The organism is Hyphomonas sp., from assembly GCF_036964145.1.
GTDB lineage: Bacteria > Pseudomonadota > Alphaproteobacteria > Caulobacterales > Hyphomonadaceae > Hyphomonas.
In genome coordinates this window covers 258404-272240 of record NZ_JBALUC010000005.1, presented here as the reverse complement: position 1 = coordinate 272240, position 13837 = coordinate 258404, and the positions used below count along the sequence as shown (strand labels likewise).

The 13837-nt window shown below is 62.0% G+C and carries 15 protein-coding genes; 12 read left to right on the top strand and 3 right to left on the bottom strand.

Annotation, left to right across the window (positions count from 1 at the left end; genetic code table 11):
• Positions 1–123: 123 nt before the first annotated feature.
• A complete protein-coding gene (locus V7660_RS15680) occupies positions 124–975 on the top strand; it encodes a hypothetical protein (RefSeq protein WP_335603991.1) in 852 nt (283 codons plus the stop codon).
• Here V7660_RS15680 and V7660_RS15675 read toward each other — a convergent pair.
• Both V7660_RS15675 and V7660_RS15670 read right to left on the bottom strand, forming a co-directional pair.
• Positions 972–1781, bottom strand: coding sequence for an SDR family NAD(P)-dependent oxidoreductase (locus V7660_RS15675; RefSeq protein ID WP_335603990.1), 810 nt, complete (start codon positions 1779–1781; stop codon positions 972–974). The genes V7660_RS15680 and V7660_RS15675 overlap by 4 nt on opposite strands.
• Positions 1782–1848: 67 nt before the next feature.
• Entirely contained in the window at positions 1849–2796 is a 948-nt protein-coding gene (locus V7660_RS15670) for a glutathione S-transferase family protein (RefSeq protein ID WP_335603989.1), read from the bottom strand.
• Between the two features lie 133 nt (positions 2797–2929).
• Between V7660_RS15670 and V7660_RS15665 the strand changes: the two genes are divergently transcribed.
• From V7660_RS15665 to V7660_RS15655, 3 genes are read left to right on the top strand one after another with little or no spacing between them, the layout of a single operon-like run.
• Positions 2930–3814 carry a bifunctional helix-turn-helix domain-containing protein/methylated-DNA--[protein]-cysteine S-methyltransferase gene (locus V7660_RS15665; RefSeq protein ID WP_335603988.1) on the top strand — a complete coding sequence of 295 codons (885 nt, stop codon included), beginning with the start codon at positions 2930–2932 and terminating at the stop codon, positions 3812–3814.
• A 53-nt stretch (positions 3815–3867) separates the two neighbouring features.
• Positions 3868–4326, top strand: coding sequence for a hypothetical protein (locus V7660_RS15660; protein WP_335603987.1), 459 nt, complete (start codon positions 3868–3870; stop codon positions 4324–4326).
• Between the two features lie 2 nt (positions 4327–4328).
• Positions 4329–4796 carry a lactoylglutathione lyase gene (locus V7660_RS15655; protein ID WP_348212062.1) on the top strand — a complete coding sequence of 156 codons (468 nt, stop codon included), beginning with the start codon at positions 4329–4331 and terminating at the stop codon, positions 4794–4796.
• A gap of 152 nt (positions 4797–4948) precedes the next feature.
• Here the strand turns inward: V7660_RS15655 and V7660_RS15650 are convergent, their stop codons facing one another.
• On the bottom strand, positions 4949–6703 hold the full coding sequence (locus V7660_RS15650) for an alanine/glycine:cation symporter family protein (RefSeq protein WP_335603985.1): 1755 nt from the start codon (positions 6701–6703) through the stop codon (positions 4949–4951).
• A gap of 157 nt (positions 6704–6860) precedes the next feature.
• Here V7660_RS15650 and miaB point away from each other — a divergent pair, with 157 nt between their 5' ends.
• The 8 genes from miaB (at position 6861) to V7660_RS15610 (ending at position 13790) form a co-directional block, all read left to right on the top strand.
• Entirely contained in the window at positions 6861–8237 is a 1377-nt protein-coding gene (miaB, locus tag V7660_RS15645; protein ID WP_335603984.1) for a tRNA (N6-isopentenyl adenosine(37)-C2)-methylthiotransferase MiaB, read from the top strand.
• Positions 8238–8239: 2 nt separating this feature from the next.
• Positions 8240–9217: a PhoH family protein gene (locus V7660_RS15640; protein ID WP_335603983.1), complete on the top strand. Its 978-nt coding sequence runs from the start codon at positions 8240–8242 to the stop codon at positions 9215–9217.
• 11 nt (positions 9218–9228) lie between these two features.
• Entirely contained in the window at positions 9229–9678 is a 450-nt protein-coding gene (gene ybeY, locus V7660_RS15635) for an rRNA maturation RNase YbeY (RefSeq protein WP_335603982.1), read from the top strand.
• 94 nt (positions 9679–9772) lie between these two features.
• Entirely contained in the window at positions 9773–10555 is a 783-nt protein-coding gene (locus tag V7660_RS15630) for a transporter associated domain-containing protein (RefSeq protein WP_335603981.1), read from the top strand.
• A 3-nt stretch (positions 10556–10558) separates the two neighbouring features.
• The gene (lnt, locus tag V7660_RS15625; RefSeq protein ID WP_335603980.1) at positions 10559–12202 is read left to right on the top strand and encodes an apolipoprotein N-acyltransferase; all 1644 of its coding nucleotides are present in this window, start codon (positions 10559–10561) and stop codon (positions 12200–12202) included.
• A gap of 35 nt (positions 12203–12237) precedes the next feature.
• Entirely contained in the window at positions 12238–12663 is a 426-nt protein-coding gene (locus V7660_RS15620; RefSeq protein ID WP_335603979.1) for a helix-turn-helix domain-containing protein, read from the top strand.
• 54 nt (positions 12664–12717) lie between these two features.
• Positions 12718–13395, top strand: coding sequence for a tRNA (guanosine(46)-N7)-methyltransferase TrmB (gene trmB / locus V7660_RS15615; protein WP_335603978.1), 678 nt, complete (start codon positions 12718–12720; stop codon positions 13393–13395).
• Between the two features lie 185 nt (positions 13396–13580).
• Positions 13581–13790, top strand: a complete 210-nt coding sequence (locus V7660_RS15610; RefSeq protein WP_034817395.1) for a cold-shock protein — start codon at positions 13581–13583, stop codon at positions 13788–13790.
• Positions 13791–13837: the final 47 nt, after the last annotated feature.

Sequence of the window (13837 nt, the reverse complement as noted above, 5' to 3'; positions counted from 1 at the left end):
TCGGTTCGCTGTCACTGGAAATTGTGAAAGGGGCGCCGGGTGTCCCAGCGTTAACTGAAACTTCGGTTCCGGCTCCCTAAATGGCCGTTTTCGATGCGAATTCCTAACGGAGCTGCCTCAGATATGAACCCTTATGAACGTTTTCGCACCGTCTCCGGCCTGCTGGCCTCCAGCGCCGTGCTTGCCGGTGTTGTGGCTTTCGGGCCTGTCGTGCGCGAAACCATCCTGCAGGTTGCCCGACCCAGCCCGGTCGCGCAGTGGAGCGGACTGATCGGTGCAGGCATCGTCCTCCTTGTGGTGTGGGCAGTCCTCGCAGGCGTGATTGTGCCGGGTCTTCTGAAAATGGGTGTGCTCCGCCGCTGGGTTCTTGGCCGCGCCTTCGTGGAAGGCAGCTGGATTCAGGCAGAGCGCGGGGGCCCGAATGGCCCGCGCCTCGCCATCGTCTCGCTCAAGCCGGCAAGGAACGGGGTCCTGCTGACCTCGTCCACGCTGACCCGGATGGGCGAGATCGAAAGTGGCCTGCATACCGAGTTTCACCAGCTGAGCTGGCCCAAGCTGGACTTCAAATTCCGGGAAACCCTGCCCACCGATTCCGGCCGGCAAGCCGAAGGGTTCGGGGAAATCCAGTTTGACCTGACCGGGGGCGCACCGCGCCGCTATGCGGGGTGTCTGCAGATGGCGGGCATCGACAAACGCATCAAGACCGAAGCGATCAAGCTGACCAATGGCAAGGAGCGCCGTCAGTTGCGCTCCCTTGAGGGCCGCCGGGACGTGTTGTCAAAATACTGGTCTGCCTTCTTCGAAGGCCCGATCGTGACGGTCGCCCGCGATAGCGATGATGCCAGCCAGAAGGGCGGAAAGCGGTCAGGCAAGGTCGAAATCCTGCGACAGCGTGGCGCGAAGGATTGGCGGAAATCGGACACCACGCCGACGGCTGATCGCATCCGCGACGAGTTTTCCGCGTCTGCTGACTAGTCCTGGCGCCGGATTGTCCGGCTCTGGCGCCGCATGATGGCCCGGCCGATGGGTTCGGGCATGATGCGGGTCAGCGTGGCAAGGCTCTTGTTGACGAGCCCCGGCACCACGACCGGTTGGCCGCGATTGACCGCATCAATGCCGGCTTTCACGACAGGCGCAGCGTCCATCCACATACGCTTGCTCATCTTGTTCATCTGCTCACGCGTGCCGTTCACGTCATGGAATTCACTATAGGTGAAGCCCGGACAGAGTGCGGTGCAGTGAATGTCCGCACCTTCGAAAGCGTCGCATTCGGCATTCAGGCTTTCGGAGAATTTGATCAGACCGGACTTCACGCTGGCATAGAGTGTGTGCCCATTGCTGCCGGCGGCGTAGCCCGCAAGGGATGCGACATTGATGATCCGGCCATAGCCACGGTCTGCCATGCCGGGCAGCACCTTGTGCGCCAGTTCGATCGGGGCGGTGTAGAGAACGCGAATGAAGTCGGCCTGAGACTTCCAGCTCGTATTGAAGAAGGTGCCCGGCAGGCCATAGCCCGCATTGTTGACCAGCGCGTCGACATGGCGGCCCTGTTCGGACAAGGCGGAGATGATCTTGTCAGCCGAATTGGCGCGCGCGAGGTCCTGCGCGATGCTGATCGTGTGAACGCCGTATTTTGCCTCAAGTTCAGAGGCCAGCGCGGTCAGCCGCTCCTCCCGGCGGGCCGTCAGGGCAATGTCCCAGCCGAGGGCTGCGTATTGCCGGGCGAATTCCGCGCCAATGCCTGCTGAAGCGCCTGTGATGAGGCAAAGTCGCCGGTCCATGGCTACCCTCCGTCCGAATTGCTGATGCCGAAGAGACTAGCGGGGCCGGCCCGCCTTGCAAGGCAGGCTAGGCACGCCGGACGAGGAAGCCCGCGCGTGGGAAATGCACATGCACTGTTTCCGCCTCAGGTGAGGTGCGCTGGAGGATGACACGCTGGGAGTCGGCGTGGACGAGTTCCCCTTCCACCCAGACCTGGCCATAATCATCGGGCGCAACGGCGACGTTTTCGCCCGGTGCAAATTGTTGCGGTTCGTCGCGCGTGGTTGCAGCCACGAGACGAGGCGCCGCATTCAGGCCGATCTCAAGGGCTTCCGCGGAGCTGATCGTTTCCGGCGTTTGCCCTTCAAACTCCTTCAGCCGCTCGAACCAGGCCTTGGTCAGATCCGCCGTTTCGAAACATTTTTCGACGAAGTCCGGCAGATTCTCATACATGAACCAGACATTCATGTAGGCGTGAATGTCCACAAGGCCCGGTTTCATGCCGACGAGATAGATGCCGGACCCGGCGCCCTTGCCGCCTTGCAGGCGCTCCTCCAGCAACATCAGCCGGGCGCGCCACTGGTCCCGCATCATGGGCGCGATGGCTTTCATGGCGTCGATGTCGAAGGGCCGGCCAGACAGTGCCTCGCGGTCCTTTCGGAAGGCATCCGGCACACTGTCGCCCTTGTCCCCGAAGATGACGGCGACCGAGCTCTGGAACCATCGGCCATCGGTCCAGCCGGCCACCATCTGGGCAAGCCCCTCATGGCCGGTCAATTTAAGCGCAGGCATCGGGAAGCGGGCTTCCAGTTCGCGCAGGATGATCGCGGTATCACAGAAAATGTCCGCGCCGATCTGAAGGACGGGTGTCCGGCGATAGCCCCCTGTCAGGGGCATCAGGTCCGGGCGGGGCATGATGACCGGGATTTCGACCCGGCTATAGGCGAGATTCTTCAGGCGCAGCGCGAGCCGGATTTTCTCTGCATAGGGTGAAGTAGGGTACTCATGCAGGATAATACTGCGCGCATCAGCCATTCTATTTCTCCCAACCTTCTTATTATTGGCCCCTACTCTTGCCGGGCTTTTGGCGGGCTGGAAAGTCTCAATTGGTCTAACCGGGCGCAAGAAACGGGTGGCGACGGGGCGCCGGGCACGGCATTAATCTCGTATGACCCTCCTCGCTTCCCCCCTTGATGAGCGCGCTGTTGCCTATGAGCGCATGGCGGATGCCTTGTCCTATCTCGGCGACACCTGGCAGGAATGGCCAGACCTGACGACAGCCGCCCGGGCTGTTGGCCTGTCGCCCAGCCATTTCCAGCGCGAATTCACCCGCTGGGCCGGTATCAGCCCGAAACAATACCAGTCTGCGCTTGCCCATGCGGCGGCGGGCGACCTGCTGCGTGAAGGGGCGAGCGTGCTGGACGCAACCCTGGAGGCCGGCCTGTCCGGACCGGGTCGCTTGCATGACCTCTTCATTGCGCATGAAGGCCTGTCTCCGGGCGAGGCCAAGACAGGCGGGAAGGGGGCTGATCTCACCCTCGGCCGGGCGCCGACCCCATTCGGGGAAGGGGCCTGGCTTATGTCGCCGCGCGGTCTCGTGGCGCTGGGCTTCATTGACGAGCATGCGCCGGAACGGACTGGCTTCGAACATCAGGGCCGGAGTGAACAAGACGCCTTTGCCGATCTCGTGGCTCGCTATCCTGGGGCAAGCGTCCGGCGCGACGACCGCGAAGCCGAGGCCCTGGCACGAAAGGTATTTGAATCCGGCGAGCCCTTGCCCGTCGCGCTGTATGGCACACCCTTCCGGCGTCAGATCTGGCGCGCCTTGCTGGAGATTCCCACCGGGTCTGTCTGGACCTACGGCGCGCTCGCAAAGGCCAGTGGCAATCCAAAGGCGGCGCGCGCCGTCGGCGCTGCAGTGGGCGCAAATCCGATCAGCTGGTTCATTCCCTGCCATCGTGCCCTTGCAGCAGACGGCCGGCTTCATAATTATCATTGGGGTGTGGCGCGCAAGCGTGCCATGCTGACCCTTGAACGTGCCTGCGCAGCCTGAACCGGGCGGCGGGCAGTCGGCCCACGCCGCCCAAGCCGGATTCTGCACCGCCCATGATGTTTTTCCTGATCATTCTCGCTGGCCTTGTCGCCTGGGGAGGCCACCTTGCCTGGCGTTGGAAGCAGACCCGCGACTTCGCGCCGGAAGTGCTGGCCGTGCGCAAGGCGGCGGGTGAAGTTCCGGAAGACGTCAGCGACGTGGAATTCACCGATCTTTATTTGCGCAGTGAAGGCCCGCGCGCAGCGACATATTTCTTTGTCTGCGCCGCTATCGTGTTCGTCCTGCTCGCACCCTTCGTGGCCGGTTTCAATCAGGTCTGGCGGATATTCTGGCGGTTGAGCGGCCAGTCGCCGGTTTTCGAGACAGGCACATTGATCCACACATTCTCGGTATTCATCGCGTTCATGCTGGTCACAATCGCTTTGCTGGCGATTGCCATGCGCCGGTATTACGCGTTGATGCCGCCCAGTTTCAAACACGTCATCCGGGACCTTAATGGAGGCCAGACATGAGCATTCAATATCTGCACACTATGGTGCGCGTCAGCGATATCGACGCGTCGCTGAAATTCTTCTGTGAGGGACTGGGCCTGAAAGAGGTCAGCCGGATGGACAGTGAGGCCGGACGGTTCACGCTGGTTTTCCTGGCCACGCCGGAAGATGTCGAGCGTATGGGCGGCATGCCGGATGGCGTCAGCCCGACGCAGACCGATATTCCGATGGTGGAACTGACCTACAATTGGGATCCGGAAGAGTATGCAGGCGGCCGGAACTTTGGCCATCTCGCCTACATGGTCGATGATATCTATGGAGCGGTTGAGCGGCTGCAGGAAATGGGCGTCACCATCAACCGGCCTCCGCGCGATGGCCGGATGGCCTTCATCCGGTCGCCGGACGGCATTTCTGTCGAACTGCTTCAGAAGGGCGAGTCGCTTGCCCCCAAGGAGCCTTGGGCGAGCGCAGAGAATATCGGCGCCTGGTAAGTCGGCCCGACGGTCTGGTCCATAAACATGCCCATAAACTGTCCATAAAGTGCCCGAACAGAGGGAGCTGGTGTCCGAAGACAGCCCACATGAAAAAAAGCCCCGCCTGGTCTGCACCAAGCGGGGCTTTCTCTTTTGGATGGGGTCAGCGCCTATTCCTTTTCAGGATGGCGTTCCTCTTCGCGATAGTCGTGCACGGGATGGCCCTTGTCCGGATCGCCATTGGCCTTGTGCATGGCGACGATCACACCCGACAGGGCAAGTAGGGCGATAAGGTTCGGGAAAGCCATGGAGGCGTTCGCGATATCGCCGAGCAGCCAGAGCGCATCGGTATTGGTGACAATCGTGCCGGCAAACACCACCAGGACCCAGAGATAGCGGAAGGGGTGTGTGGCCCATTCGCCGATCAGATAGGTCACCGCCTGCTCGCCATAATACGACCAGCCAATGATCGTGGTGAAGGCAAAGAAGAACAGGGCGATCGTGACGACCCATTCGCCATAGGGCAGGGCTGCGCCATAGGCGCGGGCTGTGATGCCCGAGGATTCCGCGTCGGTCTCATAGACATAGCGGACGTCATTCAGCACGGCAGGATCGGCCGCGGCCGCGAAGGCTTTCTGGAAATAGGCCTCCTCTTCCTCTGGCGTCGTGCCAACAGGCAGATCGTTGGTCAGGTCCAGCCCGCCTGCGCGGCATGCGTTCAGGAATGCCTGGGCCTCTGCGCCCGTCTCGGCCATCGTGGCTTCGCGGCCGTCCGTGTAGGCAGACGGGAACAGGCCGTCCGTGCTGAGGCCTTCCGGAAGCGCGGCGTGGCCTTCGGCGACGCACTGGTTCGCGGCAATCAGGGCCGGATTGCGCTTGAAGTCACCTGACACGGTCAGGATGACGAGGGCGGTCATGGTGCAGATGACGATCGTGTCGATGAAGACGCCAATCATGGCGATCTCACCCTGCTGGACCGGGTTCTTCGTCTGCGCCGCTGCGTGAGCGATCGGGGCCGAGCCCTGACCTGCTTCGTTGGAGAAGAGGCCGCGGGCGATGCCGAACCGGACGGCCTGCATCATGCCATAGCCGGCTGCCCCGCCGACGACTTCCTGAAGCCCGAAGGCGGATTTGAAGATCACCGCGAAGGCATGAGGAATTTCCGATGCATTCATGATGAGAACGACCAGGGCGCAAAGCACATAGGCCGCCGCCATCAGCGGGACGACCTTGCCGGCGACCGAGCCGATCGACTTGATCCCTCCGATGATCACCGCGAAGACCAGCACCGAGATCAGGATGCCGATGCCCCAGGACGGGAGCGACAGGCCGAAGCTGCCCCGCGCCGTTTCAACGGCTGTCTGGGCAATGGAATTGGCCTGGATCATGGATCCTGTGGCCATGGCCGAGAACAGGGTGCCGATACAGAAGATGACGGCAAGCCAGGCCCACTTACGGCCCAGACCGTTCTTGATGTAATACATGGGCCCGCCATTGATGCGGCCATATTCATCGGTTTCACGATACTTGATGGCGAGGGAGCTTTCCGAGAAGGCGAGGGCCATGCCGAACAGGGCCGTGACCCACATCCAGAAGATCGCGCCCGGTCCGCCCATCGCAATTGCCGTGGCGACGCCGGCAAGGTTGCCGGTCCCGACCTGGCCAGACAAGGCGGTCGACAGAGCTTGCCAGGGGGTGATGGCGCCGTCTTCGCCTTGCGCCTTGCGTCCCTGCCACACTTCTACGAGGGCGGGCACAAACCGGCGGACAGGCCGGCCAGCAAGGCGGACCATCAGTAACAAGCCGGTACCAAGCAAGAGGATCGCCAGCGGTCCGATCTCGCCCGGGATAATCACGGTGTCACCCCAGGTGCCACCCCAGATAAATCCGGCGATGTTCTGAATTAATGATACAAGAGTTTCCATGGGCCTCCCCGGCTCCTTTGATTGCTTGCGGGCCACACTAGCCGCCTTTGGCGCGCTGTGAAGTCACTGTCGCAGGTGGAGGGAGTAATCGCGGGTGCTGCAGGCAAGGCGCACAAGGTTCTGGCAGCCACAGCCATTTTCAGGCATAAGCCCGCGCATGACCGCACCAGAGGCAAAACAGAACACCAAGGGTCTCTTCATCAAGACCTATGGGTGCCAGATGAACGTGTATGATTCAGAGCGCATGCGGGACGTATTGCGTCCGCTCGGCTATGCGCCCGTGGACACACCGGAAGCCGCCGATCTGGTCGTGCTGAACACCTGTCATATTCGCGAAAAGGCGACGGAGAAGGTCTATTCCGAACTCGGCCAGCTCAAGCGGATGAAGCAGGCAACCGGCAGCCGGATGACGATTGCCGTCGCCGGATGCGTCGCGCAGGCCGAAGGCGAGGAAATCATGCGCCGCCAGCCGCTCGTGGACCTCGTGCTCGGCCCGCAGGCCTATCACAAATTGCCGGAAATGATCGCCCGTGCCAGCCGCGCCATGGGCGACCGGCTGGAAACCGAATTCGAGACGCTCGAAAAGTTCGACGCGCTGCCCAAGACGCGTGAGGCCGATGGCCCGACGGCGTTTGTGTCCGTGCAGGAAGGCTGCGACAAGTTCTGCACGTTCTGCGTGGTGCCCTATACGCGGGGGGCGGAGCTTTCGCGTCCCGTGGATGATCTCGTCATGGAGGCGCGCAGCCTGGCCGCGCAAGGCGTGCGGGAAATCATGCTGCTGGGCCAGAACGTGAATGCCTTCCACGGCGCAGCGCCTGCCCTCGAAGGCGGCGCGGACTGGACGCTGGGGCAACTCTGCCGGCACATCGCGAAGATCGGCGGCATCGAGCGTATTCGCTATACGACCAGCCATCCGCGTGACATGGAGGATGACCTGATCGCCGCACATGGCGACACGGCCCAGATGCAACCCTTCCTGCACTTGCCCGTTCAGTCGGGATCCGACCGTATCCTGAAGGCCATGAACCGGGGCCACACGGCGGAGGAATACAGGGAGATCATTCGCAAGGTGCGTGAGGCCCAGCCGGATATTGCCGTGGCATCGGATTTCATCGTCGGCTTTCCCGGCGAAAGCGACGAGGATTTCGAAGCGACCATGCAGCTCGTCCGCGACGTAAATTATGCGGTCGCCTATTCGTTCAAATATTCCCAGCGGCCCGGTACGCCTGCGGCAGAAATGTTCGGCCAGGTGCCGGAGGACGTGAAGGATGCGCGCCTGCAGGCGTTGCAGAAACTGCTCCGTGACCAGCAGACCGAATTCAACCAGTCCAAGATCGGTCAGACTGTGCCCGTCCTCGTGACAGGGCGCGGACGCCTTGAGGGACAGGCGCATGGTCGCTCCCCCTGGATGCAATCGGTCCATTTCCAGGGTCCGAAAGATCTGACGGGTCAAATCGTCGATGTGAAAGTGACCGGCGCGACCATGAGCTCGCTCACCGGCGATCTTGTCCGGGAACATGAGGTGGCGCTTTGAGCGTGAAACGTCGTCCTTCCGCTTCGCCAGAGGCTCCGGTCAGCCGTATCTATGAAGTTCGCAATGCCGAATGGCTGCGGGATTTGTGCGGTCCGCACCATCGTCATCTCCAGTTGCTGGAGACGCGGCTGGACGAGTATGGCCTGAAGGCGGAAAGCCAGGGCGGCGGTATCCTTCTGGTTGGCAAGGCCGAGGGCGTGTCGATTGCCGAGGCAGTGCTCGCCGAGCTTGAGCGGCGGCTGCGCAGCGGCGCGGATATTTCCGACATGGATGTCGATGGCGCGGTGGAAGCGGCGCAGACGCCAGCGCAGACTTTTGGAACCTTCCGCTCCCTGAAAAAACCGATCACGCCGCAGACGCGCGGCCAGTCACGCTATATCGACCTGCTGGCCAGTCCGGACAATGCGATGATCTTCGGGGTTGGCCCGGCCGGCACCGGCAAGACGTTCCTTGCGGTTGCGGCGGGCGTGTCGGAACTCCTGTCCGGCACACGCCAGCGCCTGATCGTGACCCGGCCTGCTGTCGAGGCAGGTGAGAAGCTGGGTTTCCTTCCGGGCACGCTGGAAGAGAAGGTCGATCCCTACATGCTGCCGATCTGGGACTCGCTACGCGAGCTGATGGGGCAGGAACAGATGGAACGCCGCATGGCGCGGGGCGAGATCGAAGTTGCGCCGCTCGCCTTCATGCGCGGACGTACGCTGAAGAATGCCTTCGTCATCGTGGACGAAGCGCAGAACACGACCGTGCCGCAGATGAAGATGGTGCTGACGCGGCTTGGCCGTGACAGCCGCATGGTGATTACCGGTGATCCGGGCCAGGTGGATTTGCCGGGCAGCCAGCCTTCTGGCCTCAAACATGCCTTGCAGATCCTGTCAGACGTTGAAGGCGTCAACGTGCATACGCTCACCGCTGCGGACGTTGTCCGTCACGGGCTGGTCAGCCGCATCATTGATGCCTATGCCGCCCACGGGGAAGGCTGATCGCCGCGCGCATGATCGAACTGGATCTCATCATTGAAGACGACCAATGGTCGGCAATTCCGGATTTGCAAACCGTCTGCGAGACGGCGTTCAAGGCCGGCGCGAACGTCGAGCCTGCGACCGGCCTTGTTTCGCTGCTGCTGGCGGACAATGACGCGTTGCAGGCGCTGAACCTGCAATTTCGTGGCAAGGACAAGCCGACGGATGTCCTGTCCTTCCCGGCAGATCCGATGGACCGGCCGCTGCTGGGTGACATCGCCGTGGCGCTCGGTGTGGCGCAATCTGATGCCACTGAGCAGGGCAAGCCGCTTGCCGATCACCTGACCCACCTCCTGATTCATGGCTATCTCCACTTGCTGGGACATGATCATGAAACCGCCCCCGAGGCCGAGACAATGGAAGGCCTTGAAATAAAGGCGCTTGCATCGCTGGGCATTGATAATCCATATTTGACTGACTGAACCATCTGAGGCCATGAGCGACCCTGACCCTTCTGAAGCGCCGCCAAGCGGCCGATTGCGTAGCTTTTTCGGTTTCCGCCGGAAACCGGCTCCCGTGGACCCCGCGCTTGCCGAGGCAAATGGGGAAGTGCCCCAGCACAATCCCAACGAAATGCGCCTGCGTCTGGCCGAATTCCAGGATTTGCGCGTCGAGGACGTCATGGTGCCGCGCGCCGAGATCAAGGCGGTTGAAGTCGGCACGGAATTCCCTGACCTGCTGAAATACTTCGCCGAAGTGACGCATTCGCGCCTGCCGGTGTTCCGGGAATCCCTCGACGATCCGATCGGCTTTGTCCACATGAAGGACGTGGTCAGCGAACTGGCCAAGGGCGAGGAGCCCATGAAGCGGCCGCTGGAAAAGCTGCACCGCGAAGTGCTCTATGTGCCGCCCTCCATGAAGCTGACCGATTTGCTTGTGAAAATGCAGTCGACCCGTATTCATCTGGCGTTGGTTGTGGACGAGTATGGCGGGACGGACGGGCTGGTCAGCCTGGAAGATCTGGTTGAGGAAATCGTCGGTGACATCGAAGACGAACACGATGATGAAGAAGCCATGTTCGTGCGCCGGAGCCAGAGAATCTGGGAGGCGGACGCCCGCACGGAGATCGACGATTTTGCAGAGGAAACGGGCATTGACCTCGCACTTGGGGACAACGACACGGATTTTGACACGCTCGGCGGCGTGGCCTTCGCGCTGGCCGGAAAAGTCCCTGTGCGCGGCGAAGTGCTGGAGCACCCGACCGGTGTCGAGATCGAGATCATGGAAGCCGACGCCCGGCGTATTCGCCGCGTCCGCCTGCGTACACCCGAAATGCCTGCCCCTGCCGCTCAGGAGTAAGTCATGACTCATGCTGTGCGCAGCCACGGGTTCACTGCGCTTGGACCCCTGCACGAAGCCTTTGCGCGCCTGACCGGCTGGCCGGCCGTGATCACCAGCCTGTTGCTGGGGGCCTTTTCGTCTGTGGCCTTTGCACCGTTTCATTTCAGCGCCGTCCTGGTGATTTCATTCACCTGCCTGATCTGGATGCTGGATGGTGCGCGCGGCCACCGCAAATGGGGCAAGGCCGTCTTCCTGCGCACATGGGCCTTCGGAGCGGGATTCTTCCTGATCAGCATGCACTGGACGGCCGCGCCCTTCCTGGTGGAGCCGGAAAAGCACGCGATCTTCCTGTGGATGCCGCTGATCCTGTTGCCGGGCGGCATGGCCCTCATCTGGGGCGCGTTCGGGGCGATGGCCGGGGCTTTCTGGTCCTCCTCGCCCTCCCGTATCTTCATCTTTGCCCTGTTCTTCGCGCTGGCAGAATATGTGCGCGGGCACCTCTTCGGGGGCTTCCCGTGGAATTTGCCGGGCACGACCTGGATTCCGGGCGGCGCGCTCTCCCAGACAGCCTCCATTGGCGGGGTCTACTGGTTGACGCTGGTGACGGTCTTCATCATGTCGGCCCCGGCCGCCCTGGTGGACACGCGCGAGTCCCGCCAGCTGGCCGTGCGCATCGCGCCGGTGTTTGCCGCTGTGATCCTGCTGGCCCTCGGCTGGACCTGGGGCGCCCAGCGCATCGCTCAACCGTCGGCCCAGTCTGACCAGTTCGTCGTGCTGATGGATTCCGGCGTCCCGCAGAATGAGAAATGGGAGATCGGCCCCGATCCGATCCTGATCGAATATCTGCGTATGCTCTCCACACAGGAAGGGGAGGCGGGGGACATCATTCTCTGGCCGGAAGGCGCCCTGCCTACCACGCTGCTTCAGGATGCGAACGCGCTGGACGCGGTCGGCGCCTATCTTGGCCCCCGCGAACTGATCGCCGGGACGACGCGCTACGAGATCACCGGCAAGAATATGCGGGACTATTATAACAGTCTGACCGTGATCGACGAGAACGCCATCCGGTCCGGTCCGGTCGCCCTGTATGACAAGCACCGCCTCGTTCCGTTCGGCGAATTGCCGGCCACGCGGATCATTCCCTTTGGCGAAGCCCTGTCCGGCATCCTGCCGGGCGCGATCCAGCGCATGGCCAGTGACGGCTTCCGGCCTGGTCCCGGCCCGGCCGTGATCTATGCCGATGACATTCCGCCTTTCGTGGCGATGATCTGTTATGAAGGCCTCTACCCTTCAATCCCGCGCAATGCCAATCTGGGGGCGCGGGCCGACTGGCTGGTGCTGATCTCGAACGATGCCTGGTTTGGCGGCGGCATGGGCCCGGCGCAGCATTATGCCCAGAACCGCTACCGGTCGATCGAGACGGGCTTGCCGATGGCGCGCGTCGCCAGCCGGGGGGCCTCGGCGATTGTCGACGGGCTGGGCCGCGAAGTGCTTCGCGCTGCGCCGGTTGCGGATGCCCCGAGCGGATGGAGTATGAGTTTCGGCCGGGGGCGGCTCCCGCTTCCGGAATCCGTCACGCTTTTCCAGACCCGGATTGGCATGATGTTGTTCTGGTTATCCCTGTTCCTGTTCGCTGGACTGGCCTTCCTTACCTGGCGCAGATAGAAAAAGTACAAGACGACTACACAAAAAGGGCAGACATGGCCGACAACAAGCTCCCCAGCGGTATTGATCGCGTGGTCGGCCAGCGTATCCGGTGGAGGCGCAAGGAGCTGAAGCTGACCCAGGAGAAGCTGGGGGAGTTGCTGGGCCTGACCTTCCAGCAGGTGCAGAAATACGAAAAGGGCGTGAACCGGGTTTCGGCAGGCCGCCTGTTCGAGATGTCCACCGCAATGGGCGTGCCGATCACCTATTTCTTCGATGGGGCCGAAACCTTCCTCGACCATCAGGCATTGCAGGTTGCCGAAGATGGCGAGGCGATTCATGCCCCTGTCATGACAGGGGAAATCCTCGACCTGATCGCCGCGTTCCAGAAGATCGAGGACCAGTCGCTGCGCAAATCCCTGCTGGCGACCGTCCAGGCCGCCGCAACCGCCTTCGACGGAAAGCAGCAGGGCGAGGATTGATCCGGCCCGGCCACTGAGGCATCAGACGCCGCGATGACCGAAGACACCTCTTCCATGAAATCCCGGCCCCTTCGCACGTTCGGCCGGACCGGCGGACGCGCGCTGTCGGCGCGCCAGCAGGATCTGATCGACACCCTGTTGCCCGAGCTGGAAGTGCCGGCGGCGGAGCCGGGCACGCTCGCGCCGGCGGGCTTGTTTGGGGATGAGCGCGAAATCTGGCTGGAAATCGGCTTTGGCGGCGGCGAGCACTTCGTGGGCCAGGCCAGCATGCATCCGGAGGTCGGTTTCATCGGGTGCGAACCTTTCGTGGAAGGCATGGCCAAGGCGCTGACCGGGATCAGGGCGAACGATCTGCGCAATGTCCGGCTGGTCATGGATGATGCCCGTCCGGTCCTGTCTGCGCTTCAGGATGAGAGCATTTCCCGCGTCTTCATCCTGTTTCCGGATCCCTGGCCCAAGAAGCGGCAGCAGAAGCGCCGTCTGATCCAGCCGGAATTCCTGGAAGAGTTGCACCGCATCTGTCGGCCAGGGGCGCGAATTCGGTTCGCCACCGATGTCAAAAGCTATGCCGATGAGGCCCTTGCGCGGTTTCTGGAGCAGGGCGGATTTGAGTGGGGGGCGAATTGTGCCGATGATTGGCGCCGTCCACCGAAAGATCACCTCACAACCCGATATGAAAGCAAGAAATTGGGCGATTGCGCCCCGGTTTGGCTGGACTTGGTTCGCAGCTGACACAAGACAGTCACTTGACCGAATGTCGCACCCGTGCGTTTATATTGGCATCGAATTCGGTCGGTCTGAAACTTCAAGACCCCGTCAGACCGGCGGCCATGACTTTCTTCCTACCCGTTTCGATAAGTGGACCTGGTTCAAATCCGGGCTGGGACGCTTCTATCTAACGTAAAGGACTACAAGTAATGGCAACTGGCAAAGTGAAATGGTTCAACGACCAGAAGGGCTTTGGCTTCATCAAACCTGATGAGGGCGGCGCGGACGTTTTTGTGCACATTTCGGCCGTTGAGCGCTCCGGCCTGCGCACGCTGGCTGAAGACCAGGCAGTATCTTACGAACTCTTCAAGGATGAACGCCGCGGCAAGACCTCGGCTGTGGACCTGAAGGTTCTGTAAGCACGAATATACCCATTCGGGTTTAAGGCGGCGGTTCCGGCAACGGG